Raw genomic sequence first — 23,246 nt, 5'->3', positions numbered from 1 at the left:
CGCTTCAGTAAGCCAGCGGTTCGACCTTGCGGATGCGGGCCTGTTCGATCACCGCCTCCAGCAGCGCCGTATTGTGCTCGGGGTCCTCGCCGGGCTTTTCGAACGACACGTAATTGACGGCGACCGAGTTGCCGATATCGCTCAGCGTCAGCTGGAAATAGACGGTCACGCCTGGCGGCCGCAGTTCCAGGTCGAGCACGATGCGCGGGCTGCCGCTCCAGTCGACATGCGCCTCGCCGCCATGGCCGAGCCTGAGCGTGCCCGGCATGAAGAACAGTTCCACCGCCGAATCGACCAGGTCCGACAGGCAGGCGAAGTGCTCCAGCCGGATGAAGGCGATGTAGTCGGCGACATCGATCAGCCTCAGTTCGCCGACCACTTGCTCGATGGCGCTGGCGACGATGATCTCGCGGGATTTTGCGTGCGGTTGGCGGTTCATGAAATCTGTCTGCGCTCAGCCTTTTTTGAGTAGACGATCCGCACCAGTTCGGCGACGGCCTGGTAGAATTGTGACGGGATCACATTATCGACCGAAACTTGCTTGTACATGGAGCGGGCGAGCGCCACGTCCTCGAAGATCGGGATGTTGTGCTCCTTCGCGATCTCGCGGATTTTCAGCGCCACCAGATCTTGCCCCTTGGCCACCACGAGCGGCGCCGAATCCTCGTCGCGTACATATTTCAACGCGATCGAGAAGTGGGTCGGGTTGGCGATGATCAGCGTTGCGCGCGGCACCGCCGTCATCATCCTCTTGCGCGCCCGGTCGCGCGCCAGCGAGCGCAGCCGCGACTTGACGATCGGGTCGCCCTCGGACTGCTTGAACTCGTCCTTGACCTCCTGCTTGCTCATGCGCAGGTCCTGCTTCCAGTGGAAACGCGACCAGACGATGTCGATCGCCGCGATCAGTCCCATGACGAAAACGATCGCCACCAGGATGTCGACTGCGATGCCGCGGATGACGAGACCGAAGGCGACGGGATTGGTGATCATGCCGGCAAGCAGCTTGCGGTGATCCTCCGACAGCGTGAAGGTGAGCACGGCGATGGCGAAGCCGACCTTTGCCAGGGATTTCAGAAACTCGACCCAGCCCTGGACGCCGAACATCCGGTTCCAGCCCTTGACGATCGAGATACGCGAAAGCTGTGGCCTGATCCGCTCGCCGACGAATTGCGGCATGTTCTGGAACACCGAGGCGCCGATGCCGGCAACACTCAGCAGCACCAGCAGGCTGAGGACGGCCCGGCCCACTTCCAGCATGACTTGCTTGTAGAGCGCGATGACGTCTGTCTCGGTGTCCATCGGCCAGGCCTCCGGCTTCTCGAGGAACATCGACAGGAACATGCTGAGGTCGATGACGGCGTCCTTGGCATAGAAGACGGTGAACACCAGTATGGCCACGAACGAGGCGAGGAGCGCGGTTTCCTTCGAATGGGGCAGCTTGCCCTGTTCGATCGTGTCGCGGATCTTCTTTTCCGTCGCGTCTTCGGTTTTCGAGTCCTTGTCGGTGGCGTCGGACATGCCTAGAGCATGATGCCGAAAAGTGTGAAGCGGTTTTCGGATGACATCATGCTCTAATCCTTTGATTTAGAGCCGGATGGCTTCAGGTCGATCCGACCTGAAGCCGTCCGGCTCTAGGCGGCGTTCTGCGTCGAGGGAAGTTCGAATGCGCCTTCGCGCGACAGCCGGATGGTGGTCGTCACGATCGTCTTGCGCGCGGCCACGATATCAGCGGCAGGAACGCCTTCGGACCCCTGGCCGAGTTCGGCTTCGATCATGCGCCGCGACCGCGCGCCGATCGCCGACAGCACCGATTCGGCGAGTGCCGCCGACGTGCCGCGCAGCGCCAGCGTGACAAGCTCGCTCGACAGTCCGTCGAACAGCAGCACGCGCGCCTTCTGGGTGAGCAGCGGCAGGTCGTCGAAAGCGAAAAGCCTTGCCCGCACACCGTCGAGGTCGGGTGTGCCGGCGGCCTCCAGATCCTGCATGACTTCATCGAGCAGCGGCTTGTCCAGCTCGTTGAGCACGCTGGCGACGCGCGCCTGCCCCGCCGACGTGTCCTTGGTCGAGGTTTCCGACAGCACGCTGGTGCGCAGCCGGTTCTCGACGATCCTGGTCGCCGCGGCCGGAACATTGGCCATCGTCACCATGCGCTTGATGATTTCGCCACGCATCGGCTTGGTCAGCGTCAAAAGCACGCTTGCCGCCGCCTGCGGCGCCAGCTTCGACAGCACCATGGCCGCCGTCTGTGGATGTTCGCCGGCCAGGAAGGCGCCAAGCCGTGCCGGTTCGAGCTTCTCGAGCTCCGGCCAGATGGGCGGCGGTCCTTCCGGCGCGACTTCGAATTTCTTGTCGCCCATGATCGCGCTCATCTCTTCGGGCGACAGCGATTCATTGAGGATGGTGTCCATCCTGTCGGCGGAATCGAGCAGGCCCGCACCCTCTGTGAACTCGGCCTCGAATTCGGCGACGATGCGCTCGAGATCGCTCTGCGGAATGGTCCTGAGCAGCCGCGCACCCTCGATCAGCGCCTTCAGCTCTTCCTGCTTGAAGAATTTCAAGAGACGGCTGGCGGACGGCTTGCCCATCGCCACCAATATGGCGGCCGCCTTCTGAGCGCGCGTCAGGGTCGCTAGCGGCGTTGTCATGCCTTTCGCCTCCGCTGCCACCGGCAAGCCCCGTGCCTCATGTTTAGGCGCCCTTCGTGCCGGCGATGATTTCGGTCAGCCTGATGCCGAAGCGCGATGGGTCGCTTTCGAGCACCGTGATTTCGCCGCGCGCGATCTTGCGGCCGTTGACCACGACGTCGACCGGTTCGCCGATGCGGCGGTTGAGCGCCACCGTCGAGCCCTTCTGCAGCGCCATCAGGTCGGACACCGCCATCTCGGTGCTGCCGAGGATGATCTGGACATCGACGGGGATGTTCATGATGACGCTCGAATTGGCGCCCGCAGCAGCCCTGAACGCCGCGTCGGGGCGCTGCTCCTCTTCATGCAGGACGCCGCGCAATTCCTCGATGGCGCGATCGAGCTGCTCGTCCGGCTGGTCGAGCTCTGCTTCCACTTTGGTCTTGGCCATTCGTCGTCTCCAAAAGCTCAGGCGCGCCCGGCACCGGCCGGCATGAGCCCATCGATGAAATCCTGCCCGGCATCGAAGGGATGCCTGATTCGGACGGTGTAATTCTGCCCCAGTTTGCCGAACTCGCATACGAACAGCGTCTGGCCCCGCGCGCTGAGGCGAGCCCGTGATTGCGCCGTTTCGTCGAAGTCGATGACCTGGCCCACTTCAAGATTGGCGAGGTCGCCAAGCGTCAGCCGCGCTAGCGGCATGGTGGCTTCGAGCGCCACGGTCGAGCGCATCACCTCTTCCGAGAAGCGTGCGCGCCAACTCGTGCTCTGATCATCCTCGCTCACGCCCGTGGTGCCGTCGCGCCCAGTCAGCACGACACGCTGCGGCATCGTCACCGTGATCGAACCGCTGTCGACCGGCGTCGAGATGCCAAGGACGATGCGGATGGCGGCGCCATCGCGCAACACATGCCGCTTGGCCTCGATGCCGGACATGGCCCGTGGCGCGGGCAGCCGCAGGTCGAGCGAGCGCCGCCCCGATCCGTTCAGCGCCTGCGCCACCTCCTGGAACACCATGGTCGAGACATCGGCCTCGATTGGCGACAGGTCGCGCTCGATCGGCGACACCGGCATATCCGGATCGCCGCCGAACAGCGTGGAAACCATGATGGCGATCGCGGGCGCATCGATGACGAGCGTCATCGCGTCCGAGGACGCTGGCGAACCGATGACGGTCATGGCGAAATTCTCGCCGGCGCGCGAGCGCGCTTCGGGGACGCGGCTGACTTCGACCGCCTTGAGGTCGACGATCACGGGAACGCCAAGCTCGCTCGACAGCCCCTTCTGCAGCAGCGGCACGGCGCGTTCGGCCATGGCGCGGCCGGCATCGATAACCTGATCGGCCTCGCCGCTGTCGCCGACCAGACGCTCGATGATCAGCGAGCGCGCTTGCGCGGGACTGCCTGGACTGGTCATGACCGTGTCTGCACCGATCTGTCGTGCATCGTTCAAGCGGCCTTCTTCTCGGCACTGCCGGTGTTCATCGTGCTCTGCTCGACGGCGTCGATGGTCGGCCGCTCATACGATGAGATGGTCTTGCGGCCGAACTCGATCGCCACCTGCGGCAGCGCACCGTTCATGTAGGCGAGCAGCGTCTGCTTGACGATGATGTAGAGGCGGTTCTTCTTCTCGCGCACCGTCTTGATCTTGGTGGCGACAGGCCCGACCACGGCATAGGACAGGAAGATGCCAAGGAAGGTGCCGACCAGTGCGGCGCCGATCAGGCCGCCGAGGATTTCCGGCGACTGGTCGAGCGCACCCATCGCCTTGACCACGCCGAGCACGGCGGCGACGATGCCCAGCGCCGGCAGGCCGTCGCCGACCGCGACCAGTGCGTGATAGGCTTTCATCTTGTCGGACTTGATGGTCTGGATTTCTTCATCCATCAGCGCCTCGATCTCATGCGAGCGGGCATTGCCGATGATGATGATGCGGCAGTAGTCGCAGATGAAGGCCATCAGATCGTGATTCTTCAGCACCGTCGGAAAGGCCTGGAAGATGGCCGATTCTTCCGGATTGTCGATATGCGCCTCGACCTCGCTGCGCGACTTCGAGCGCAGTTCGCGCATCAGGCTGTGCAGCACACCGAGCGTTTCCAGATAGTCCTGCTCCTTCGGCACCGCCTGCTTGAAGGCTTCCAGAATGCCTCTGCCAGTATCCTTGACCGTCTTCATCGGATTGGCGACCAGGAAAGTGCCAAGTGCGGCGCCGCAGATGACCACGGCTTCCCATGGCTGGACCAGCACGTGCAGATGCCCGCCCATGGCCATGAAGCCGCCAAGGACGCAGCCGAGCGTCACCACAAGTCCAATCAGAATGCCCACGACAGGTCCTTCCGCATTTCAAGTCAGGAGCAAGGGATAGTCCCCGTGCCTTGTGTGAGGCTTGAATCGGAGCCGCCATGGAGCCGAATGTTGGCGATTCAGTTTCGCGCAAGGAAGTGAGGCTATTGTGCCGGCATTGCTCCGGCCGGAGGCACGTCCTTGCTCAACACCTTTACCAGCTACCAACTGATCGCCAAAGACATCAGCAAGTCGATCGATCGGATCGAAAAACAGCCGGTTGTTGATCGAGATACACAGTATTATCTCGCCAACATCACCAAGGTGAAATCGATCGACGATTTCGTCAACAATGATCGCTTGTTCAAATATGCCATGAAGGCCTTCGGGCTGGAGGACATGGACTATGCCAAGGCCTTCATGGTCAAGGCGCTCAAGGAAGGCGTCACCGACCCAAACAGCTTTGCCAACAAGCTGACCGACAAGCGCTATGCCGCATTCGTTACGGCCTTCAACTTCGCCGCCAACGGGCCCGATGCCACCATCTACAACACTGCCCAGCAACTGGTGACGAAAAATTACGCCACGCAGGCGCAGATCGCTGGCCTCGATCCGAACTCGGACTACGTGAAGGGCGAGACCACCTACTACCTCGCCAACATCACCAAGGTGAAGTCCGTCGACGACCTGATGTCGAACAATCGGCTCTACACCTACGCACTTGCTGCATACGGTCTCGACTCGGCAACCGAGGACAAGGACCTGATCAAGTCGGTCCTGCAAAGTAAGGTGAGCGACCCTAACAGCGTCGCCAACAAGCAGACGAACCCAGCCTACGCGGGACTGGCTTTGGCCTTCAATTTCGAAGCCAATGGCGAGAATGCCACCACCATCAATGCCGCTCAGCAGCCGACCGTCGACATGTATCTGCGCCAGTCGCTTGAAGAGGATGCCGGCAAGACTAACGAAGGCGTGCGGCTGGCGCTTTATTTCCAGCGCAAGGCGCCCGACATCAGCAACTGGTACGACGTGCTGGCCGACACCGCCCTTGCTAGTGTGGTGCGTACAGCGCTCGGCCTGCCCGATTCCTTCGCCACCGCCGACATCGATAAGCAGGCGCAGCTGTTCGAGCAAAAGCTCGATATTTCGGATTTCACTGATCCCGCCAAGCTCAGCAAGTTCCTGACCCGCTTCACCAGCATGTACGAGATCAACAACCCGACCTCGACCGCGGTGTCTTCGATCAGCGTGCTTTTCGCCAAGCCGGTCACGTCGGGCATCTCCACCGACCTGATGATGGCCATGCAAAAGATGAAGTTCTGACCATGCGGGACAGTCTCTACGTCGCCCTTTCCGCGCAGATGGCACTCGAGCGCCGGCTCGACACGATCGCCGACAATGTCGCCAACGCCAACACCGTCGGCTTCCGCGCCACCGGCGTGAAGTTCGAGGACGTGGTGACGGGCGCCGGGCAGAAGTCGGTGTCCTTCGCTTCGACCGGCAAGACCTATCTTTCCGGCGCTCACGGCTCGCTGACCGAGACCGGCAATCCCTTCGATTTCGCCATCCAGGGTGACGCCTGGTTTGCCATCGACACACCGGCCGGCACCGTCATGACCCGCGACGGCCGCTTCTCGATGAACGAGAATGGCGAGCTGATGTCGCTTGAGGGCCATCCGGTGCTCGACGCCGGCGGCGCGCCGATCCAGCTCGACCCCCGCAACGGCCCGCCCAAGGCCGGCGCCGATGGCTCGCTGCGTCAGAACGACCAGCTTGTCGGCTCGATCGGCCTCTACGATTTCGATCCGGGCGAGAATTTCGTGCGCTACGGCAATTCCGGCATCGTGCCCGCCCGCACCCCCGAACCGGTTACCGATCGCTCCGATGTCGGCATCGCTCAGGGGTTCGTCGAGGAATCCAACGTCAATCCGGTGATGGAGATGACGCGTCTGATCATGGTCCAGCGCGCCTTCGAGAACACCGCCGCCCTGATGCGGCAGACGGATTCCTCCACCGACGAGGCGATCAAGACGCTCGGCTCGAAGTCGTAGCATGTCATCAGGCCAGACATTGCTCCGCGCACCCGAGACACAGGGCCAGCCGGTGCCGGAAGACCGGCTGGCCGCTTTGGAGCGGATATGGCGGCGTTTCAACGGAGCCGATGGACTGGTCAAGCGTGGCGGTCTCGTTACCGAAGTCACACCGACGCACTATAAGGTGCGCGGCCTTTCCGATTTCGCCAGGCTGGGCGACATCGTTGAGCAGCGTGGACAGGCCGGAACGCGCCGCGGTGAAATCGTCAAGATCAGCCGTGACGAGATCGTCGTCGCGCCCTTCGAGCGCAGCGCCGATGCCGGCATCGGCGATGCTGTCTTTCGCCGCGGCCCGCTCGCCGTGGCGCCGCACGCCTCGTGGCGCGGCCGCACCATCGACGCGCTGACCCGGGCGATCGATGGCGGTCCGCCGCTGATCAGGGGCGACGACATGTCGGCCCACGCCACGACGCCCGGTGCCATGGCGCGGCAGCGCGTCGGCACCGCCTTCATGACCGGCGTCAAGGTCATCGACATCTTCACGCCGCTCTGCTTCGGCCAGCGCATGGGCGTCTTTGCCGGTTCCGGCGTCGGCAAGTCGACGCTGCTCGCCATGCTCGCCGGCGCCGACGCATTCGACACTGTCGTCGTGGCGCTGATCGGCGAACGCGGCCGCGAGGTGCGCGAATTCCTCGAGGACACGATCGGCGACAGCATGGCCAAGACCGTGGCCATCGTCGCCACCAGCGACGAGAGCGCCATGATGCGCCGGCGCGCGCCCGACACCGCCATGCGCGTCGCCGAGCACTTTCGCGACCAGGGCCACCGCGTGCTTCTGGTGCTCGATTCGATTACCCGCTTCGCCCACGCACTGCGTGAGGTGGCGACGGGAACCGGCGAGCCGCCGGTCGCCCGCGGCTATCCCGCCTCGGTCTTCACCGAACTGCCCAAGCTGCTCGAGCGCGCCGGACCTGGAGCCGAAGGCAAGGGATCGATCACTGCCATCATTTCCGTGCTGGTCGACGGCGACGACCACAATGATCCGGTCGCCGATTCCGTGCGCGGCATCCTCGACGGCCATGTCGTGCTCGACCGCGCGATCGCCGAACAGGGCCGCTATCCGCCGGTCAATCCGTTGTCGTCCATATCCCGTCTCGCCGGCAAGGCCTGGAGTGTCGAACAGCGCGCTTTGGTGACGCGGCTGAAGTCGATGATCTCCCGTTTCGAGGACACGCGCGACATTCGCCTGCTCGGTGCCTATCAGGGCGGCGCCGATGCCGAGCTGGATATCGCCGTGCGCCAGGTGCCGCTGATCTACGAGGCGCTGACGCAATCGCCGAGGGACCGTCCATCATCTGATCCATTCTCCGATCTCGCCCGCCATCTCAAGGGAAAGCTGAATGCCGAATCAGGAGACTGAACGCCAGTACACCGAGCGCATCCTGAAAGAGATGATCGCGGAGGCGAACGCGGCTGAGGAAGCTCGGGCGGAAGAGGCCAGGATTGCCAAGGCAAGGGCCGCCAACGCCATAGCTGCCAAGACCGCGGCTGTTCTGACCAGAGCCGCCAAGCCGGCCCTGCCCAGGTCCGAGCCTGTTCTGGCTCGGCCCACCGCCATGCATGAGGTTCCCCGCGTAGAGCCTGCCGAAATGACGCAGGCCAGCCGCGACTCGCTGATCGACGGCCTGTTTGCCGCCACCGAATGGCCCCAGCCGCCAAAGGCGCAATTTCCCAAATTGCGCAAGAAGGCAGACCGGCGCAGCGACTTCGTCTTCGCCGCGCTCGGCATTACGCTTGGCCTGACCTGCGCCCTGTTTCCCTGGTACATCTTCTTCAACCAGGAACAGTTCGGCGTGCAGGCGATCAAGTTCGGTGGCACCGGCACCAATTCGGGCCGCGCGGGTGGCGGCGTGGTCGCCGAACGCAGCGCGCCGCTGACGGCGAAGGATGTCCCGAGCACGGATCTTGATCTGCTGGCCACCGGAACGGTGCAGAATGATGCCAATCAAACGCCGCCTGGCGACCAGCCCTTCCCGGCCGACGTCGGAAAATTCCGCATGGTCCACGTCGCCAATGGCCGCGCCATGATCGAGGACGACACCGGCCTGTGGATGGTCCAGCGCGGCTCGACGCTGCCGGATTCCAGCAAGGTCTCGTCGATCGAACAGCGCAACGGCAAATGGGTCATGCTGACCAGCTCCGACCAGGTGATCCCTCTAGAGAAGTAAGACCTTGCAATCGCGCCTTACGGCCCTTCGCAAGGTCCACGCAAGACTGGCGGCCTAGTCTCCTCGGCACATGCCCGGAGATTCTCATGGAGCCCGTTTCCCTTTTCGATCTCGCCGCCAAGCAAGCGCAGTGGCTTTCCGTGCGCCAGTCGGCGATCGCCGGCAACATCGCCAACGCCAACACGCCGGGTTACACGGCCAATGATGTCGAGCCTTTCGAAAAGGTGCTCGACCGCACGGCGGTGTCGCTGCAGACCACTGAGGCCGGCCATCTCGGCAGCGCGGCCACCAATGCCGGCTTCACCATCAAGCCGCAGGAAGACGATGGCGTGGTCCTGCCGTCCAAGAACTCGGTCGTGCTTGAAGACCAGCTTCTCAAGGCCGGCGAGGTACGCCGTTCCTTCGAACTCAACACAGCCATCGTCAAGGCATTCCATTCGATGATGATGATGGCGGTGAAGAGCTGACATGGACGCACTGACCGCAGCCCTGAAAGTCGCAGCATCCGGCCTCGGTGCCCAGTCCGAGCGCCTGCGCGTGGTCTCGGAAAACCTCGCCAACGCCCAGTCGACCGGCACCACGCCCGGCGCCGACCCCTATCGCCGCAAGACCATCAGCTTTGTCTCCGAGCTCGACCGGGCCTCCGGCAGTTCGACGGTTGAAGTGAACTCGATCGATCGCGATCCGAGCGCCTTTCCGGTGGAGTTCCAGCCTGGCAACGAAGCCGCCGACGAAAAGGGCTACGTCAAGATGCCCAACGTCAACGTGCTGATCGAAATGGCCGACATGACCGAGGCCAACCGCTCCTACGAGGCCAACCTGCAAGTCGTGAAGCAGGCACGCGACCTCATTTCCATGACCATCGACCTGATGAGGAACCAATGATCGTCAACGGCATCGGCGCGCTTAACCTGAAGCCAGGGCTGGGCGATACGGCGACCGACCTGCTGCAGGGCGGTGTCGCGCCCGCGACTGCAGGCAATCTTGGCACCTCGTTTGCCGAAGCGGTGAGCCAGGCGGCCGCCAAGACCGTCAACACGATGCAGAATGCCGAACAGGTATCGCTCCAGGCGCTCAAGGGCGATGCCGACACCCGCCAGGTCGTCGACGCGGTGATGAGCGCGCAGCAGGCGCTGCAGACCGCCGTCGCCATCCGCGACAAAGTTGTTTCCGCCTATCTCGAAGTCAGTCGAATGGGCATTTGAGGAGTTAGGGCATGAAAGCACTCGCCATCGCCGCCACCGGCATGAATGCCCAGCAGACAAATCTGGAAGTCATCGCCAACAACATCGCCAACATCAACACCACCGGCTACAAGCGGGCGCGCGCCGAATTCTCCGATCTGCTCTATCAGGTCGATCGCACGCAAGGCGTACCCAACCGCTCGAACGCCTCGCTGGTGCCGGAAGGCGTCTCGATCGGCCTCGGCGTCAAGACGACGGCCGTGCGCAATGTCCACACCCAGGGCGAGCTGACCAGCACCGGCAACAGTTTCGACATGGCGCTGACCGGCAGGGGCTGGTTCCAGATCGAAGGTGCTGACGGCGGCACGCTCTATAGCCGCGCCGGTGCCTTCAACACCAACGCCACCGGCCAGCTGGTGACGGTGGACGGCGCCAGCGTCATTCCGGCCATCACCGTGCCGACCGATGCGGTCGAGGTCATCGTCAACAAGACCGGCCAGGTCTTTGCCCGCATCGACGGCCAGACCGCTCTTCAGAGCCTCGGCCAGCTCCAGATCGCCAACTTCGCCAACGAGGCGGGTCTCGCGCCGCTCGGCGACAATCTGTTCCAGGAAACGGCGGCCTCCGGCCCCGCCAATGTCGGCGTTCCCGGCGATCCCGGCTTCGCCACGATCCAGCAAGGCTATCTCGAGGCTTCCAATGTCGACCCGGTCAAGGAAATCACCGAGCTGATCTCGGCGCAGCGCGCCTATGAGATGAATTCCAAGGTGATCCAGGCCGCCGACGATATGGCCTCGGTCGTCTCGAAGAACCTGAGGTAACGGATGATGGCCATGCCGATCTCCTGCTCCGCATTCCGCCGCACCGCGCTCGTCCTTGCGCTGGTGGCCGGCGGCATGCCGGCTTTTGCCCAGGAGTCGGCCAACCAATCAACAGGCCAATCGGCAACGCAGATCGCCAGCAGCCAGCCTGCAGGCGAAGTCGTGCTGATCCCCAACCGGGTCATCTATCCCGGCGAAACCATCGAGCTCGCCGCCCTGAAACAGGTGACGCTCATTCCTGGTAAGCACAAGCCAGACGCCATGGCGACCAACGCCGAGGAACTCCAGGGCAAGATCGCCAAGCGCACGCTGCTGCCTGGCCGCTACATTCCCTCCGCCGCCATCCGCGAAGCCTGGCTGGTCGACCAGGGCGCTGCCGTGCAGGTCTTCTTCATCGCCGGTGGACTGACGATATCGGCCACTGCCGTGACCTTGCAGCCGGGTTCGGCCGGCGACCTCATCAAGGTTCGCAACAGCGACAGCGGCAAGATCCTTTCTGGCACGGTGATGGCCGACGGAACCATCCAGGTCAGCTCTTCATGATGCGCCCGCTTGCCCTTTTGCTTGCGGCCATGCTCGGCCTGCAGCCGGCGTTCGCCGACGGCCTGACACCCAAGGCCAAGCGCGAACTCGCCGCCAAGAATGGCGGCGTCTACGACGATCCCGAATATGACCCCGCCACCACCGCCCGCATGTTCCGCGTTTCACCGGGGCCAAGCTCGCTGCCGCCGGGCCAGGTCGCCTCGCGCATCAAGGATATTGCCCAGCTGCAGAGTTCGCGCGACAACCAGCTCGTCGGCTACGGCTTGGTCATCGGCCTCGCCGGCTCGGGCGACAGCCTGCGCAATTCGCCGTTCACCGAACAGTCGATCCGCGCCATGCTCGAAAACCTCGGCATCGCCACCGAAGGCGGCAGCGCGCGCGCCAAGAACGTCGCCGCCGTCATCGTCACTGCCAATATGCCGCCCTACGTAGAGTCGGGCGCCCGCATCGACATCGATGTGTCCTCGATGGGCGACGCCACCTCGCTTGCCGGCGGCACGCTGATCATGACGCCGCTGAAGGCGGCGGACGGCGAGATCTATGCCGTCGGCCAGGGCGCGGTCATCGTTTCCGGCTTCGTCGCCCAGGGTCAGGCCCAGCAATTGACGCAAGGCGTGCCGACCGCCGGCCGGGTGCCGAACGGCGCCATCGTCGAGCGTTCGGTGAAAGCCGAGTTTGACGACCAGTCGACGCTGACGCTGCAATTGCGCAATCCCGATTTTTCGACCGCAATCCGTATCGCTGATGCCATCAACGACTACACCAGCCAGCGTTTCGGCATGCGCGTGGCGGGCGAGCGCGATTCCCGCACCGTCCAGATCAGGCGGCCGAAGAACGTTTCGGCGGCCCGCTTCTATGCCGAGATCGAGAATCTGGTGGTCGAATCCGATACCCCGGCCCGCGTCGTCATCGACGAGCGCACCGGAACCATCGTCATCGGCAACGACGTCAAGATCTCGCGCGTCGCCATCAGCCACGGCACGCTGACGGTACGCATCACCGAAGCGCCGCGCGTCGTGCAGCCCGAACCCTTCTCCAAGGGCGAAACCGCCGTCGAACCGTTCACCGCCATTGACGCCAGCCGGCCCAATGGCCGCGTCGCGGTGCTTGACGGGCCTGACCTGCAAACCCTCGTTTCCGGCCTCAATCGTCTCGGCGTCAAGCCGGACGGCATCATTGCCATCCTGCAAGGCATCAAGTCGGCCGGCGCCCTGCAAGCCGATCTGGTTCTCCAATAGGCCATGCCGATGATCCATTCCCTTTCATTCAATCAAAGGCGCCACCCCAGCGCGATCCTGTTTGCGGCCGTTGCGCTCGCGGCTATGTCCGTGGCCAGCGGCGGCGCACGCGGCGAGGATGCCGTTCGCCAGGTTCTGCCCGGGGCGCAGCCCGCGGTGGCGCCGCAGCAATTGGCGCGGGAAAAGGCGCCGGACCAGAGCGAGATCGAGCGCTTCTGCTCCAACATCGCCGACGCCGCCCGCGACCGCCGCTATCAGTTGCAGGCTGAAGAACTGAAGCAGCTCCAGGTCGGCATCGACGAACGCATGAAAGCCCTGGACGCAAAGAAGGCCGAATACGAAACCTGGCTGAAGCGACGCGAGGTCTTCCTGGCCCGGGCCGAGGATGGTGTCGTCACGATCTATGCCGGCATGAAGCCGGATGCCGCGGCCGAACGCCTGGCAATCGTCAATGCCGACCTCGCCGCGGCCATCCTGATGAAGCTCGATCCTCGCAAGGCCAGCGTCATCCTCAACGAAATGGACCAGAAGGCGGCGGCGACGCTCACCGGCATCATGGCCAGCGCAGCCCGAAGGGTAGACCCGTCATGATCCGCAGAATGCTCATCCTGTGCGCGGTAGCGGCGCTGTCCGGCTGCGGCACGAACCTCAAGGAGGTCGGCAGGGATCCGGCGATGTCTCCGGTGGGTTCAGGCATCGACGGCGGCAACACCTCTTCCCTCTACAAATACCCCCAGCCACCTCGGGGGCCCGTAAAGAAGTTCTCGCTGTGGGACGACCGCCAGAGCCGACTGTTCACCGATCCTCGCGCGCTGTCGCAGGGCGACATTCTCACGGTCAAGATTTCCATCAACGACAGGGCCAACTTCAAGAACCAGAACGACCGAAGCCGCACCGCCAACCGCAAACTTGGTTACGACATCAGCGCGCAATGGGACAAGCTGAGCACCGCTGGCAAGGGCTCAGGCGCTCTCTCGTCCGGCACGGACACAACTGCCGACGGCGAGATCAAGCGGTCCGAAACGCTTGAGCTCAATGTCGCCGCCATCGTCACCGACGTGCTGCCCAACGGCAACCTGATGATCAGCGGCTCGCAAGAAGTGCGCGTCAATGCCGAACTCAGGGTGCTGACCATCGCCGGCATCGTGCGGCCGGCCGATATCGGTGCGGAAAACACGATCCCCTATGAACGCATCGCCGAGGCGCGCATCTCCTACGGCGGACGTGGACGCATCACCGAGATCCAGCAGCCCGCCTACGGCCAGCAGGTTCTCGATCAGGTTCTTCCGTTCTAGGGATTGGAGAACAACACCGTGGCCAATGTCGAACAGGTGCAGCCACGCAAGGGTCCTTCCCTTGTCGTCCAGCTGGCCATGCTGCTCGTGGTGACGGCCGCCGCCATCGGCATGGGCTGGATGTCGGGCGGCTATCTCAAGGGCATCGGCGCGCCGTCATCGGTACCGGTTGCGCCTGAAAATGAGGGCAAGGTCGATCAGCCCGCCGCCGCAAAAGAGCCAGGCACGGGGCAGACACTCGTCGCGCTGGCGCCGATCACCACCAACATCGCTTCGCCCGCCGACACCTGGATCAGGATGGAAGTGTCGGTGATCTATGACGCGCCGCAGCTGCCAGCGATGGCTGAAGACATCCAACAGGACCTTCTGGCCTATGTCCGCACCCTGAAGATGCATCAGATCGAGGGCGCCAGCGGTTACCAACACCTGAAGGCAGATCTCGAGGAACGCGCCTCGATCCGCAGCCAGGGCCACGCCAAACAGGTTCTCATCAGGACATTGCTGCTCGAATGAGAAAATTCCTTCTCGCTATCGCACTGATCGGCGCCGCCACCTCCGTCGCGGCGGCGCAGCAGCTGGACCTCGGCGGCATCGGCAAGGCCGACGGCACCACCGTCGGCTACATCATCCAGATGTTCGGGCTGCTGACCGTGCTGTCGGTTGCGCCCGGGCTGCTGATCATGGTGACGAGCTTCACCCGTTTCGTCATCGCCTTCTCGATCCTGCGTGCCGGCATCGGCCTGCAGTCGACGCCGGCAAATCTGATCCTGATTTCGCTGTCGCTGTTCATGACCTTCTATGTCATGGCGCCGACCTTCGATCAGGCCTGGAACACCGGCGTCAAGCCGCTGATGGACAACCAGATCAGCCAGACCGAGGCCTTCGAGAAGATCTCGGATCCGTTCCGCACCTTCATGCTGCACAATGTCCGCGACAAGGACTTCGACCTCTTCGCGGACCTTGCCCGCGAGCGCGGCCAGGTCGTGGCCAAGGAGACGGTTGACCTGCGCATCCTGGTGCCAGCCTTCATGATCTCCGAGATCCGGCGCGGCTTCGAGATCGGCTTCCTGATCGTGCTGCCATTCCTGGTCATCGACCTGATCGTGGCCACCATCACCATGGCGATGGGCATGATGATGCTGCCGCCGACCGTGGTGTCGCTGCCGTTCAAGATCCTGTTCTTCGTCCTGATCGACGGCTGGAACCTGCTCGTCGGAAGCCTGGTGCGTTCCTTCAACTGATCCCGCGCTCTCGGCTTGAGGCCAGGACTGCCCGGAAGAACCGGGCGGTGGCCGAGACGGCGTCGAATTTTTCTCAAATTATTTTCGATTAACCGTCCGATTTAGCCCTTTGGTAGGGACTCGCCGCCATAGTCGCTCGCAGATGGCGGGTGACCCAAACGCAACGGTCATTGGCATGATGCCGCTCCGTCATACCGGACAATCCGGTATGCCAAAAACACCTGTAAAAACAAGGTACGAGTAGCCATGGCCAGTATCATGACCAACGCTTCGGCGTTGACCGCTCTGCAGAGCTTGAATGCCACCCAGAAGAACCTCGACACCACCCAGGCCCGCATCTCGACGGGTTATCGCGTCTCCCAGGCTTCCGACAACGCCGCTTACTGGTCGATCGCCACCACGATGCGCTCCGACAACCAGGCCATGTCCACCGTTTCGGACGCGCTCGGCCTCGGCGCCTCGAAGGTCGACACCGCCTACACCGGCATGAGCAGCGCGATCGACACCATCAACCAGATCAAGGTCAAGCTGACCGCGTCGTACGGCCAGACGGACGCCGACAAGGCAAAGACCCAGACCGAAATCGCCGCGCTGCAGAAGCAGCTGAAGTCCTATGCCGATGGCGCCACCTTCTCCGGCACCAACATGCTCTCCGTCAACAGCGGCACGGCTACGGCTGCAGCCGACGTCAAGATCGTTTCGGCCTTCAATCGCGACGCTTCGGGCGCTTCTTCGATCTCGACGATCGACATCAAGGTGGAAAACACAAAGCTCTATGAAGCCGGCACCACCGCAGGCACGGCCAAGGGCATCCTCGACGCCGACCGCCTCGGCAGCACCGGTGCCATCACCACCACTGCGGTGGCCCCGACGGCGGGCGCTGCGTCAGCGGCCGGCGACACCTATTCGGTCGCCACGCTGAAGGTCTATGACACGACCACCGGCAAGGGCTTCAGCGACTCGCAGATCGCCGACCAGATGAAGGTCGTCGACGCCGCGCTGAAGGACATGACCAACGCCGCCACCACGCTCGGCGCCGCCAAGAGCTCCATCGACCTGCAGAAGACCTTCACGCAGAGCCTGATGGACTCCATCGACCGCGGCGTCGGCCAGCTCGTCGATGCCGACATGAACAAGGAATCGACCCGCCTCCAGGCCCTGCAGGTCCAGCAGCAGCTCGGCGTCCAGGCGCTGTCGATCGCCAACGGCTCGTCGCAGTCGATCCTGTCGCTCTTCCGCTAATCGACTTCGCTCAAACATAGTTCGCTCTAAGAAATCGGGCCGCGCCAAAAGCGCGGCCCGATTTGCGTTTGCTCCAGCCCCGCGCAACGCTCGTTTCCTTAACTCTCGAAAGCAGGTCTTTAACAGACCATTAACCATGTCGCCTTAGATATGGTTAACCAATAGCTTACATCGGATTGGCGAATTGGCCTGATTGGCACGACGGCGATCCATAGGCGGGCCGATCCGGCCCGTGAGGGTTATGCCGGTGAGGGCCGGCTTGGAAAAGGAGCGAGTTTCTTGGCGAGCATCATGACGAACGCTGCGGCGTTGACGGCACTTCAAAGCCTGAACGCCACCAATAAATCGCTAGAGCAGACACAGGCTCGAATTTCGACGGGCTACAGGGTATCCCAGGCATCCGACAACGCCGCCTATTGGTCGATCGCCACGACGATGCGCTCCGACAACCAGGCGCTCTCGACGGTGCAGGATGCACTCGGCCTCGGCGCTTCGAAAGTCGATACCGCCTACACCGGCATGAACAACGTCCTGACCACGATCGGCAACCTCAAGACCAAGCTGCTTTCGACCATCGGCCAGACGGATGCCGCCAAGGCTAAGACGCAGACCGAAATCACGGCGCTGCAGGCGCAGATGAAGTCGTTTGCCGACGCGGCCACTTTCTCAGGCTCGAACTATCTGTCGGTGACGTCCAAGCAGGTCGCCGCCCCCAATGACGGCGTCCAACCTGACTCCCAGATCGTCTCCTCGTTCAACCGCTCCTCGTCCGGCGCCATCTCGCTCGGCACGATCAATATTGATGTCGAGAGCACCAAGTTGTTCGACAGCGGGCTTTCCACCGATGTCAAGAACCAAGGCATTATCGACCGCAAGACGTCCGTCTACGCGACGGCGGCCGCCCAGAACCTGTACGACACCGCCTATGCGGCTGCGATCGCCGGCGGCGGCACGGACATCGCCGCCAACACCGCTGGACAAACGGCGGCAGGGGCGGTCGCCAAGGTCGACAACGTCTCCGCCTTCAATGTCGACATCACGGCATCAGGCGTGACCGACGACATCATCACCCAGATGGTCAACAAGATCGACAAGGTCATGAGCCAGTTGACCGACTCGGCCACCATCCTCGGTTCGGCAAAGAGCTCTATCGATCTGCAGAAGACTTTCACCCAAAGCCTGATGGACTCCATCGACCGCGGCGTCGGCCAGCTCGTCGATGCCGACATGAACAAGGAATCGACCCGCCTCCAGGCGCTGCAGGTCCAGCAGCAGCTCGGCATCCAGTCGCTGTCGATCGCCAACAGTTCCTCGCAGTCGATCCTGTCGCTGTTCAAGAACGGCTAATCTCCACTTAGCCGAGGGACCTCCTCCTCAAATCGATGGGCCGCGCCGCAAGCGCGGCCCATTTCATTTTCGCACAAGCTTCGAGGGCTAGTGTTCCGACGGACAGTCATGCTGGGAGTCGCTCAATCGTGCCGGAACAGATCCAGAGCATCATCTCGAATCTCCGTGGCTTTGGCGTCAGGCGCCTTGCCATGCTGGCCGGCATCGCCGTGCTGGTGATGGGTGTCATCGGCATTGCTTCGGTCTATCTCAACCGGCCGGCCTACGACACGCTCTATGTCGGGCTCGATCGCGCCGACGTGAACCAGATCGGACTGGTGCTGGGCGAGGCCGGCATCGGCTTCGACGTCGGCGCCGACGGAACCTCCGTGCTGGTGCCGGCCGGCACCACGGCGCAGGCGCGCATGCTGCTTGCCGAAAAGGGCCTGCCGACCAGCGCCAATGCCGGCTACGAGCTGTTCGACAATGTCGGCGCGATGGGCCTGACCTCCTTCATGCAGCAGATCACCCGCGTGCGCGCGCTCGAAGGCGAGATCGCCCGCACCATCCAGTCGATATCGGGGATCAAGGCGGCGCGCGTCCACATCGTCATGTCCGAACGCGCCAATTTCCGCCGCGACGAACAGCAGCCCTCCGCATCCGTCGTCATCCGCTATGCCGGCACCGATGCCGAGAAAAGCGCCCAGTCGATCCGCCATCTCGTCGCCGCCGCCGTTCCCGGCCTGTCGGCCGACAAGGTGACGGTGCTCGATTCCAACGGCAATCTGCTGGCCGCTGGCGATGATCCCTCCAACACCAGTGCCGCCCGCACGCTTGGCGTCGAGCAGACCGTGGAGGCGCAGATCGGCGACAACATCCGCCGTGCGCTCGCACCCTATCTCGGACCCGACAATTTCCGCGCCAGCGTCAAGGCCGATGTCAACACCGACACCCGCCAGACCGAGGAGACGATCTTCGATCCGAATTCTCGCGTCGAGCGCTCGGTGCAGTCGGTGCGTGCCAATGAGAACAGCAACCAGAAACAGGCCTCCACCCCGGCCAGTGTCGAGCAAAACCTGCCGGAGACCCAGGCGACCAGCACCGATGGCCCGCAGACGACTTCGGCGAACGACCGCAAGGAAGAGATCACCAATTACGAGATCAACTCCAAGAAGGTCGCCACCGTCTCCAACGGCTACACCGTCACCAAGATGTCGATCGCCGTCGTCGTCAACCAGGACCGGCTGAAAGCGATCCTGGGCAAGGACGCGACACCCGAACAGATCGCCAAGCGCGTCGCCGAAATCCAGAAAATGGTGAGCTCCGCCACCGGCTTCGACGACAAGCGCGGCGACGTCATCGACGTCTCGGCGGTCGAGTTCATCGACGGGCTGGATGGCGAGGCCATCCCGCAGGCTGGAATGCTCGATTCCATCGGCCAGCATGCCGGCACGATGATCAATGCCGGTGCCTTCATCATCGTGGTGTTCCTGGTCGCCTTCTTCGGCTTGCGGCCGATGGCGGCGGCGCTGACGGCAAAGGCGACACCCGCCTTGGCTGGGCCAAATTTCGATGAGGTCCAGCGTTCGCTGCCGACACCGGAGGCAGCCGCATCCGCCGATGCGGCGGCCAACACCGGCGCCTTGCCCGGTTCGCGGTCCGGCCCCACGCCGCTCGATGACCTTCGTCAGAAGATCAGGCCGGCACCACAGGAGCGGCTCGCTCGCATGGTCGACCTCAACGAGGAGCGCACCGCGCAGATCTTGCGCAAATGGGCAGCCCAGGAAGTAGCGGCATAGACCATGGCCTCCGCAGCCCTTTTCGATCTTCTCCCTGACTTCGGCACGCGCGCGCAGCGCGTCAGCCAGCCTCAGGCAGCGACCGACCCTCAGCACAAGCCGGAGCCGGCGGCTCCACGGGCCGATATCGGCACACTGATCGCCGAGGCGGTTGCCCAGGCTGAGGCAACGCTTGCAGAACGGCTCGTTGCTGCCCATGACGCAGCGCTGGAAGCCGAACGCCAGGCGAATGCCGAGGAAGCAAGAGCCTTTCTCGAAAGCTTCGGCGGTGATGTCGGCAAGGCGGTCTCGCTGCGTATCGACGCCATGGAGGCGCGCGTGACGGACCTTGTCGCCGCCACCGTCGCCCGCATCATCGGCGGCGTTGTCAGTGACGATCTGCAGAAGCGCTCGCTTGAAGCGCTCGCCGGCGCGATTCGCGAAGCCGCCGGCGATGGCGAAGCGGTGCGCATTGCCGTGCGCGGGCCGCTGTCGCTGTTCGAAACGCTGAAGGCATCGCTTGGGCAACGCGCTGCCAATCTCGACTTCGTCGAGGCACCCGGCTTCGACCTGACCGTGACCATTGACGAGGCCGTGTTCGAGACACGCATGGCCGAATGGTCGGCAACCCTTTCGGAGGTCTTGTCGTGAGTGTCGCCGATGCCGATCATGGCAGGCACGAGATCATCATCGTGCGGCGCGCCCATGGCGACCACGATGAAGGCCATCATGGTGGTGTCTGGAAGATCGCCTTCGCCGACTTCATGACCGCGATGATGTGCTTCTTCCTGGTCATGTGGCTGATCAACGCCGCCAACGAACAGACCAAGGCGGCCGTCGCCAGCTACTTCAACCCGGTAAAGCTGGTCGACCGCAATTCGAGCCGCAAGGGCCTTGAAGATCTTGGCGACGGGCCGAGCGCGATTGGCACGACAGCCCCAAACCCGCAGCAGGCGACAGCCAAGGCTGGCCAGGGCGGCAATGGTGAGGCGGGTTCATCCGACCGCAAGCAGGACAAGCAGGAGCCACAGCAGCCGCAACAGTCCGACGATCATCTCTTCGCAGACCCTTACGCGGTGCTTTCGGAAATCGCCACCGATACCGGCACCATGCAGAATGTCAGCCAGAAGGGTGATGGCGGCGCGCAGAGCGCCGGTCCAGCGACTGGCGCCTCCGGCGGCGCATCCTACCGCGATCCCTTCGAGCCCGACTTCTGGTCGCAGCAAGTCGCCACACCCATCGCCGAGGCAAGTGCCCAGCGCCCCAAGATCGAGGGCGATCCGCTCAAGCCCGGCGACAAAACTGCGGAGGCGCAGGTCGCCAAGGTCAAGGCCGTGCCGCCGGCACCGCCCATCGAGGACGCACCACTCGAGCCGTTGGCGAAGGATGGCAAGATTGCCATGGCCTCGGCCAAGTCTAGCGATGCCAAGTCTGGCGATGCCAAGTCCGGCGATGCCAAGGCCAGCGACACCAAACGCGCGGACACCAAGGCCGCAGCCAAGGCGGAAGCCGCCGCGGCACAGGACGCCGCAAAGCCTGAAGCCGCGGAAAAAGCGCCGACCGCCGCAGCGCTTAAGGCGGCAGCCGACGTCAAGCAGCAGCTGGCCGATGCCTTCAAACCCGGCGACAAGCTGCACGATGGCGTCTCGGTCGAAGCCACAGACAAGGGTGTCGTCATTTCGATCACCGATCAGCTCGACTTCGGCATGTTCGAAGTCGGGTCGGCGGTTCCCAGCCGCGAGCTGGTTCTGGCGATGGAAAAAATCGGCCGCATCGTCAACAGCCAGAAGGGTACCATCAGCATCAACGGCCACACCGATGCGCGCCCCTTCCGCAGCGCCACCTACGACAATTGGCGGCTGTCGACGGCGCGTGCGCATTCCGCCTACTACATGCTCGTGCGCGGCGGCGTTGACGAACGGCGCATCACCGAGGTCGCCGGCTTCGCCGACCGCCAGCCTAAGGATCCCACCGATCCCCTGTCGGCGGCCAACCGCCGCATCGAAATATTGATGACGAGCGGCGGATGAAGCGGGCGGCCGTCACCAGCCGGCTGATGGGCCTGTTGCTGCTGGCCGCCGGATATCCGTCGGTCGGCTTTGCACAGGATACGCTGCAGCCGTATCAGCTGGTGCGCTCGCTGCAGCTCATCCAGGACCGTATCGCCGCCGGCGATCACGCCGCGATGCCGATGCAGGCCAAGCTGCTCGAAATGACCGATGCGCGGCTGCGCGAAGCAGATGCCGAGGACTTCAAGGACCCCAGGAATTTTCGCGCGCTGCTGGTCTACGGCATGAGCGGCGGCAACCCGGCGACCGTCGAAGGGGCAGTGTCTCGCGCCACGTCGATTGATGCCCAGGACCTTGCGATCGCGAAGGGCATTATAAATTATCTGGTCGGCCGGCCGGCCGGTGCGATCGACGTTCTGAAGCCCATTGATCCTATGACATTGCCTAGCGATCTCGGCGCCTTCCTTGCCTTGGTCAAAGGGTCGTTGCTGGCGACGGATGAGCCGGCTACCGCGCTCACGCTGCTCGACGAGGCCAGGCTGCTCAGCCCCGGCACGCTGGTCGAGGAAGCGGCCTTGCGGCGCTCGGTCGGCATTGCCGTGGCGCAAGGCGATGCGGCACGGTTCGCGCTTGCCTCCACCCAGTATGTCGAGCGCTATCTCTATTCGCCCTATGCCAGCCAGTTCGCCGACTCCTTCGTCTCCGGCGTCATCGCGCTGCATATGTCGATCAGCCAGGACAAGCTGGCCGATATCACCTCGATGATGGATCCCGAGCGCGAGACGGTGATTTATCTGCGCATCGCCCGCCGTGCCGCGATCGACGGGCTGAGCGACTTGTCGGCCTTCGCCTCGGCGCGCGCCGTTAAGGGCCGTGACGGCAACACCAATCAGGGCGATCCGCGCGCCCTGCTCTACTCCAGCCTGTCCACCGTGACCTCCGGCACGATCGAGGATGTGCGCACCAAGCTCGGCAAGATCGACCGCAGCAAGCTGTCGGACGGTGACCGTGCCTTGCTCGACGCGGCCGAGGCGATCGCCGGTGAAGTGGTCGCGCCGCCAGCTTCCCTTCCAGCCCCGTCGCCCGCAGCCGTTGCACCGCAGCCCGGACCTGATGTCGCCAACGCACAGGCCGCCGACGCGGCCGGATTGCCGCCTGTCGAGGGTGCTGCCTCCGAACAGCCCGCTGTTGCGCCATCCGGAGCTAAAGCGGTCGCTGCGCCGAGTACGCCTGCGCCTTCAGCCGATGCCGCGACCGTCCTGCCGGCATCGGCGCCGGCGGCTTCAGCCAACGCTGACACGACTGACCCGACTGACGCCGCCATGATGAAAACCCGTCGACAGCTCGACCTGATCGACCAGATGCTTGGAGCCGCCCCGAAATGACCCCCAGCCTCGGCCCG

The 23,246-nt window shown here is 63.6% G+C and carries 26 protein-coding genes; 20 read left to right on the top strand and 6 right to left on the bottom strand.

Going from position 1 to position 23,246, the window contains the following annotated elements; translation table 11 throughout:
* Positions 1-4: 4 nt before the first annotated feature.
* The 6 genes from ACZYHG_RS13310 to motA form a co-directional block, all read right to left on the bottom strand.
* The gene (locus ACZYHG_RS13310) at positions 5-439 is read right to left on the bottom strand and encodes a hypothetical protein (RefSeq protein ID WP_027030803.1); all 435 of its coding nucleotides are present in this window, start codon (positions 437-439) and stop codon (positions 5-7) included.
* Positions 436-1,518: a flagellar biosynthesis protein FlhB gene (flhB, locus tag ACZYHG_RS13305; protein WP_464614172.1), complete on the bottom strand. Its 1,083-nt coding sequence runs from the start codon at positions 1,516-1,518 to the stop codon at positions 436-438. The genes ACZYHG_RS13310 and flhB overlap by 4 nt, the downstream gene beginning before the upstream one ends.
* 113 nt (positions 1,519-1,631) lie before the next feature.
* Positions 1,632-2,645 (bottom strand): flagellar motor switch protein FliG, encoded by a 1,014-nt coding sequence (locus ACZYHG_RS13300; RefSeq protein ID WP_464614171.1) that lies wholly within the window; start codon positions 2,643-2,645, stop codon positions 1,632-1,634.
* 43 nt (positions 2,646-2,688) lie between these two features.
* The gene (gene fliN, locus ACZYHG_RS13295) at positions 2,689-3,075 is read right to left on the bottom strand and encodes a flagellar motor switch protein FliN (protein ID WP_027030806.1); all 387 of its coding nucleotides are present in this window, start codon (positions 3,073-3,075) and stop codon (positions 2,689-2,691) included.
* A 17-nt stretch (positions 3,076-3,092) separates the two neighbouring features.
* On the bottom strand, positions 3,093-4,040 hold the full coding sequence (locus tag ACZYHG_RS13290; RefSeq protein ID WP_464614676.1) for a FliM/FliN family flagellar motor switch protein: 948 nt from the start codon (positions 4,038-4,040) through the stop codon (positions 3,093-3,095).
* A 32-nt stretch (positions 4,041-4,072) separates the two neighbouring features.
* Positions 4,073-4,948, bottom strand: coding sequence for a flagellar motor stator protein MotA (gene motA / locus ACZYHG_RS13285; protein ID WP_464614170.1), 876 nt, complete (start codon positions 4,946-4,948; stop codon positions 4,073-4,075).
* A gap of 159 nt (positions 4,949-5,107) precedes the next feature.
* Between motA and ACZYHG_RS13280 the strand changes: the two genes are divergently transcribed.
* From ACZYHG_RS13280 to ACZYHG_RS13185, 20 genes are all read left to right on the top strand, one after another.
* The gene (locus ACZYHG_RS13280; protein ID WP_464614169.1) at positions 5,108-6,229 is read left to right on the top strand and encodes a DUF1217 domain-containing protein; all 1,122 of its coding nucleotides are present in this window, start codon (positions 5,108-5,110) and stop codon (positions 6,227-6,229) included.
* A gap of 2 nt (positions 6,230-6,231) precedes the next feature.
* Positions 6,232-6,957, top strand: coding sequence for a flagellar basal-body rod protein FlgF (gene flgF / locus ACZYHG_RS13275; protein WP_027060087.1), 726 nt, complete (start codon positions 6,232-6,234; stop codon positions 6,955-6,957).
* Between the two features lies 1 nt (position 6,958).
* A complete protein-coding gene (fliI, locus tag ACZYHG_RS13270) occupies positions 6,959-8,359 on the top strand; it encodes a flagellar protein export ATPase FliI (protein ID WP_464614168.1) in 1,401 nt (466 codons plus the stop codon).
* A complete protein-coding gene (locus tag ACZYHG_RS13265; RefSeq protein ID WP_027030812.1) occupies positions 8,340-9,167 on the top strand; it encodes a hypothetical protein in 828 nt (275 codons plus the stop codon). The genes fliI and ACZYHG_RS13265 overlap by 20 nt, the downstream gene beginning before the upstream one ends.
* Positions 9,168-9,253: 86 nt before the next feature.
* Positions 9,254-9,634, top strand: coding sequence for a flagellar basal body rod protein FlgB (gene flgB / locus ACZYHG_RS13260; RefSeq protein WP_027030813.1), 381 nt, complete (start codon positions 9,254-9,256; stop codon positions 9,632-9,634).
* A 1-nt stretch (position 9,635) separates the two neighbouring features.
* Positions 9,636-10,052, top strand: a complete 417-nt coding sequence (gene flgC / locus ACZYHG_RS13255; RefSeq protein ID WP_027030814.1) for a flagellar basal body rod protein FlgC — start codon at positions 9,636-9,638, stop codon at positions 10,050-10,052.
* Positions 10,049-10,372: a flagellar hook-basal body complex protein FliE gene (locus tag ACZYHG_RS13250; protein ID WP_027030815.1), complete on the top strand. Its 324-nt coding sequence runs from the start codon at positions 10,049-10,051 to the stop codon at positions 10,370-10,372. Before flgC ends, ACZYHG_RS13250 begins: the two co-directional genes overlap by 4 nt.
* A gap of 11 nt (positions 10,373-10,383) precedes the next feature.
* Entirely contained in the window at positions 10,384-11,172 is a 789-nt protein-coding gene (gene flgG / locus ACZYHG_RS13245; RefSeq protein WP_027060083.1) for a flagellar basal-body rod protein FlgG, read from the top strand.
* A gap of 6 nt (positions 11,173-11,178) precedes the next feature.
* Positions 11,179-11,715, top strand: coding sequence for a flagellar basal body P-ring formation chaperone FlgA (gene flgA / locus ACZYHG_RS13240; RefSeq protein WP_464614675.1), 537 nt, complete (start codon positions 11,179-11,181; stop codon positions 11,713-11,715).
* Positions 11,712-12,953 carry a flagellar basal body P-ring protein FlgI gene (locus ACZYHG_RS13235; RefSeq protein ID WP_464614167.1) on the top strand — a complete coding sequence of 414 codons (1,242 nt, stop codon included), beginning with the start codon at positions 11,712-11,714 and terminating at the stop codon, positions 12,951-12,953. The genes flgA and ACZYHG_RS13235 overlap by 4 nt, the downstream gene beginning before the upstream one ends.
* A 3-nt stretch (positions 12,954-12,956) precedes the next feature.
* Positions 12,957-13,544: a MotE family protein gene (locus tag ACZYHG_RS13230; protein ID WP_464614166.1), complete on the top strand. Its 588-nt coding sequence runs from the start codon at positions 12,957-12,959 to the stop codon at positions 13,542-13,544.
* A complete protein-coding gene (flgH, locus tag ACZYHG_RS13225) occupies positions 13,541-14,248 on the top strand; it encodes a flagellar basal body L-ring protein FlgH (RefSeq protein ID WP_027030820.1) in 708 nt (235 codons plus the stop codon). Before ACZYHG_RS13230 ends, flgH begins: the two co-directional genes overlap by 4 nt.
* A gap of 18 nt (positions 14,249-14,266) precedes the next feature.
* Positions 14,267-14,761 (top strand): flagellar basal body-associated FliL family protein, encoded by a 495-nt coding sequence (locus tag ACZYHG_RS13220; RefSeq protein ID WP_464614165.1) that lies wholly within the window; start codon positions 14,267-14,269, stop codon positions 14,759-14,761.
* Positions 14,758-15,489 carry a flagellar type III secretion system pore protein FliP gene (fliP, locus tag ACZYHG_RS13215; RefSeq protein ID WP_027030822.1) on the top strand — a complete coding sequence of 244 codons (732 nt, stop codon included), beginning with the start codon at positions 14,758-14,760 and terminating at the stop codon, positions 15,487-15,489. The genes ACZYHG_RS13220 and fliP overlap by 4 nt, the downstream gene beginning before the upstream one ends.
* Before the next feature lie 246 nt (positions 15,490-15,735).
* Positions 15,736-16,731, top strand: coding sequence for a flagellin N-terminal helical domain-containing protein (locus ACZYHG_RS13210; RefSeq protein WP_464614164.1), 996 nt, complete (start codon positions 15,736-15,738; stop codon positions 16,729-16,731).
* 279 nt (positions 16,732-17,010) lie between these two features.
* The gene (locus ACZYHG_RS13205; protein WP_027030824.1) at positions 17,011-18,078 is read left to right on the top strand and encodes a flagellin N-terminal helical domain-containing protein; all 1,068 of its coding nucleotides are present in this window, start codon (positions 17,011-17,013) and stop codon (positions 18,076-18,078) included.
* A 128-nt stretch (positions 18,079-18,206) separates the two neighbouring features.
* Positions 18,207-19,856: a flagellar basal-body MS-ring/collar protein FliF gene (gene fliF / locus ACZYHG_RS13200; RefSeq protein ID WP_464614163.1), complete on the top strand. Its 1,650-nt coding sequence runs from the start codon at positions 18,207-18,209 to the stop codon at positions 19,854-19,856.
* 3 nt (positions 19,857-19,859) lie between these two features.
* Complete coding sequence (locus tag ACZYHG_RS13195; RefSeq protein WP_464614162.1) at positions 19,860-20,486, top strand: hypothetical protein; 627 nt, start codon at positions 19,860-19,862, stop codon at positions 20,484-20,486.
* On the top strand, positions 20,483-21,865 hold the full coding sequence (locus ACZYHG_RS13190) for a MotB family protein (RefSeq protein ID WP_464614161.1): 1,383 nt from the start codon (positions 20,483-20,485) through the stop codon (positions 21,863-21,865). Before ACZYHG_RS13195 ends, ACZYHG_RS13190 begins: the two co-directional genes overlap by 4 nt.
* On the top strand, positions 21,862-23,229 hold the full coding sequence (locus tag ACZYHG_RS13185) for a chemotaxis protein MotC (protein ID WP_464614160.1): 1,368 nt from the start codon (positions 21,862-21,864) through the stop codon (positions 23,227-23,229). The genes ACZYHG_RS13190 and ACZYHG_RS13185 overlap by 4 nt, the downstream gene beginning before the upstream one ends.
* The last annotated feature ends 17 nt before the right edge of the window (positions 23,230-23,246 follow it).

It is taken from the genome of Mesorhizobium subarcticum (assembly GCF_055456085.1).
Note: the sequence above shows the minus strand (reverse complement) of the source record. Positions and strands in the feature narration are given on the sequence as shown.

What these genes read in the sequence shown, in the direction of transcription:
- ACZYHG_RS13250 (WP_027030815.1), top strand. Translation starts at nt 10,049, where the DNA reads ATGATCGTCAACGGCATCGGCGCGCTTAACCTGAAGCCAGGGCTGGGC.
- ACZYHG_RS13195 (WP_464614162.1), top strand. Translation starts at nt 19,860, where the DNA reads ATGGCCTCCGCAGCCCTTTTCGATCTTCTCCCTGACTTCGGCACGCGC.
- ACZYHG_RS13300 (WP_464614171.1), bottom strand. Translation starts at nt 2,645, where the DNA reads ATGACAACGCCGCTAGCGACCCTGACGCGCGCTCAGAAGGCGGCCGCC.
- flgA (WP_464614675.1), top strand. Translation starts at nt 11,179, where the DNA reads ATGGCCATGCCGATCTCCTGCTCCGCATTCCGCCGCACCGCGCTCGTC.
- flgG (WP_027060083.1), top strand. Translation starts at nt 10,384, where the DNA reads ATGAAAGCACTCGCCATCGCCGCCACCGGCATGAATGCCCAGCAGACA.
- flgF (WP_027060087.1), top strand. Translation starts at nt 6,232, where the DNA reads ATGCGGGACAGTCTCTACGTCGCCCTTTCCGCGCAGATGGCACTCGAG.
- ACZYHG_RS13290 (WP_464614676.1), bottom strand. Translation starts at nt 4,040, where the DNA reads ATGACCAGTCCAGGCAGTCCCGCGCAAGCGCGCTCGCTGATCATCGAG.
- flgB (WP_027030813.1), top strand. Translation starts at nt 9,254, where the DNA reads ATGGAGCCCGTTTCCCTTTTCGATCTCGCCGCCAAGCAAGCGCAGTGG.
- ACZYHG_RS13230 (WP_464614166.1), top strand. Translation starts at nt 12,957, where the DNA reads ATGCCGATGATCCATTCCCTTTCATTCAATCAAAGGCGCCACCCCAGC.
- flgH (WP_027030820.1), top strand. Translation starts at nt 13,541, where the DNA reads ATGATCCGCAGAATGCTCATCCTGTGCGCGGTAGCGGCGCTGTCCGGC.
- ACZYHG_RS13235 (WP_464614167.1), top strand. Translation starts at nt 11,712, where the DNA reads ATGATGCGCCCGCTTGCCCTTTTGCTTGCGGCCATGCTCGGCCTGCAG.
- flhB (WP_464614172.1), bottom strand. Translation starts at nt 1,518, where the DNA reads ATGTCCGACGCCACCGACAAGGACTCGAAAACCGAAGACGCGACGGAA.
- ACZYHG_RS13265 (WP_027030812.1), top strand. Translation starts at nt 8,340, where the DNA reads ATGCCGAATCAGGAGACTGAACGCCAGTACACCGAGCGCATCCTGAAA.
- ACZYHG_RS13185 (WP_464614160.1), top strand. Translation starts at nt 21,862, where the DNA reads ATGAAGCGGGCGGCCGTCACCAGCCGGCTGATGGGCCTGTTGCTGCTG.
- fliP (WP_027030822.1), top strand. Translation starts at nt 14,758, where the DNA reads ATGAGAAAATTCCTTCTCGCTATCGCACTGATCGGCGCCGCCACCTCC.
- fliI (WP_464614168.1), top strand. Translation starts at nt 6,959, where the DNA reads ATGTCATCAGGCCAGACATTGCTCCGCGCACCCGAGACACAGGGCCAG.
- flgC (WP_027030814.1), top strand. Translation starts at nt 9,636, where the DNA reads ATGGACGCACTGACCGCAGCCCTGAAAGTCGCAGCATCCGGCCTCGGT.
- ACZYHG_RS13210 (WP_464614164.1), top strand. Translation starts at nt 15,736, where the DNA reads ATGGCCAGTATCATGACCAACGCTTCGGCGTTGACCGCTCTGCAGAGC.
- fliN (WP_027030806.1), bottom strand. Translation starts at nt 3,075, where the DNA reads ATGGCCAAGACCAAAGTGGAAGCAGAGCTCGACCAGCCGGACGAGCAG.
- ACZYHG_RS13310 (WP_027030803.1), bottom strand. Translation starts at nt 439, where the DNA reads ATGAACCGCCAACCGCACGCAAAATCCCGCGAGATCATCGTCGCCAGC.